At 75.0% G+C, this 2,093-nt stretch carries 2 protein-coding genes and 1 pseudogene; all 3 read right to left on the reverse strand.

Going from position 1 to position 2,093, the window contains the following annotated elements; translation table 11 throughout:
• Positions 1 to 257 (reverse strand): annotated as a pseudogene (locus AC0CYZ_RS04630) (baeRF2 domain-containing protein); the annotation flags it as partial.
• A 109-nt stretch (positions 258 to 366) separates the two neighbouring features.
• On the reverse strand, positions 367 to 1,383 hold the full coding sequence (locus tag AC0CYZ_RS04635; protein WP_472212793.1) for an alanine racemase: 1,017 nt from the start codon (positions 1,381 to 1,383) through the stop codon (positions 367 to 369).
• Positions 1,370 to 2,093: D-arabinono-1,4-lactone oxidase (locus AC0CYZ_RS04640; RefSeq protein ID WP_472212795.1), on the reverse strand; the 724-nt coding region annotated here is incomplete at its 5' end. The genes AC0CYZ_RS04635 and AC0CYZ_RS04640, both read right to left, overlap by 14 nt.

A 2,093-nucleotide genomic window follows, 5' to 3' on the forward strand; every position in this document is an offset into this window, starting at 1 on the left:
AACAGCACGCCGTCGGCCGAGGCCACGACCACCCGGCCGTACGCGTCGAGCTCGCCCCCGGCGGTATCGGAGAACAGCTCGTCGAGGGCCGCGAGCGTCTTGTCGTCCGCGCCCTGCTCCGACAGCGACTTCGACAAGCCCCGCCAGCGCAGCTCGGTCTGCTTGGCGGCGTTCTCGCCGGGGTTGGTCGCCTCCAGGTAGACCGTCGCGAACGGCCCCTGCCGTTCGAAGATTTCCCGCGTGCGCGACAGGTCCATCCGGTCTTCCTCCTTCTCGCCGCGCCCGCTCCGAACGGGGCGCGGATCCGCATCCATTCTCGCGCAGGGCGGTACCCGTCCCGCCGGGGGCACCATGCGTGGGCGCGGGTCACCAGCCGCGGAGGTCGACCTCCCACGTGTCGAGGACCTCGTCGTCGCGCACCAGGTGCATCCGCTCGTGGAGGGCGACCGTCGGGTCGATGTGCGCCGGGACGACGAACACGCGGTCGCCGACGGCGACGGGGGCCTCGTCGTCGGGGGCGAACGTCACGTGCTCGTCCGAGCAGAACCACACCTGGGAGTCGCGGATCGTCGGGTTCCCGTGGTCCATCCCCAGCGCCTTCAGCCCCACGTCGGCCACCGCGTACGCCGGCATGTCCGGGCGCGCGGCCGAGGTGTGGACCACCGTCCCCAGCACGTGCAGCGCCTGGCGGTACCCCACCCCCGCCGCCGTGTAGGCCGAGTCCATGAGCGCGTACGAGCCGGCCTGCATCTCGGTGACCCACGTGGTCACCGCCGAGGTGCCGGTCCCGCCGCCCGAGACGACCTCGCCGCCGACGTCCGCGTGCGCCGCCAGCAGCCGCGCCATGCACTCCCGCGTCAGCCGGGCCCGCTCCGCGACGTCGGGCAGGGCCTGCAGGTGGCCCTCGTAGCCCATCACCCCGCGCACCTCGAGCCCGCTCGCCCGGGCCGTCCCGGCCAGCGCCCCCGCCTCGTCGGGGGCGACCCCGCACCGCGGCAGCCCGACGTTGACGTCGATCAGCACCTCGCGCACCCCACCCGTCGCGGCGGCCCCCACCGTCTCCGGCGAGTCGACGGCCACCGTCACGCGGGCACCCCGGGCCACCAGCGCGCCGAGGCGGCGGGTGTCGAGGACCTCGTTCGCGAGCAGCAGGTCCTGGCCCAGGCCGGCCGCGACCATCCCCTCGACCTCGCGGATCGTCGCGCACGTGAACCCGGGCGAGCCGTGCGCCGCCTGCCGGTGCGCGAGCGCCGTCGTCTTGTGCGCCTTGACGTGGGGCCGCAGCGTCGCGCCCGGCCAGCGGCGGGCCATGTCGGCGAGGTTGGCCTCCAGCGCGTCGGCGTCGACGACGAGCGCGGGGGTCTGCAGGTCAGCGAGCAGCACCTGGGGCTCCCAGGATCCGGTCGAGGTGGGCGTTGGTGAACCGGCCCTCGGGGTCGAGCCGGTCGCGCAGCGCGACGAAGGCCCCGAACTCCGGGTACGACGCGGCCAGCTGGGCCGCCGTGCGCGTGTGCAGCTTCCCCCAGTGCGGGCGCCCGCCGAGCGCCGTCATCACCGACTCCACGGCCGAGAAGTACGCCTCGTGGGGCCGCCCGCGGTAGACGTGGACGGCGAGGTAGGCGGTGTCGCGCCCGGACGCCGTCGAGAGCGGGACGTCGTCGGCCGCCGCCACCCGCACCTCGACCGGGAACACCACGTCGGCGGCGTGCCGGGCCGCCGCCGTACGGAGCCCGTCGAAGGCCTCGCGCAGGGCCGCGCGCGGCACCGCGTACTCCATCTCGAGGAACCGCACCCGCCGCGGGCTGGTGAACACGCGGTAGGAGCGGTCGACGTACTCGGCGTTGGCCATCTGCCCGGCCAGCAGCCGGTTGAGCCGCGGCACCAGCGACGGCGCGCGTGACCCCACCCGGCAGACGGCCTCGAAGGCCCCGTTGCCGAGCAGCTCGTCGGACACCCACTCCGCGGCCCGGCCTCGCGTCGGGCCCACCTCCGCCGTCCGGTCGTTGACCTTCGTCGCGGCGAGGTCGGTGTGCGGGAACCAGTAGAACTCGACGTGGTCGTGGGCGGCGGCGAGCTCGTCGAAGTCCTCGAGG

Source organism: Actinomycetospora sp., from assembly GCF_055612215.1.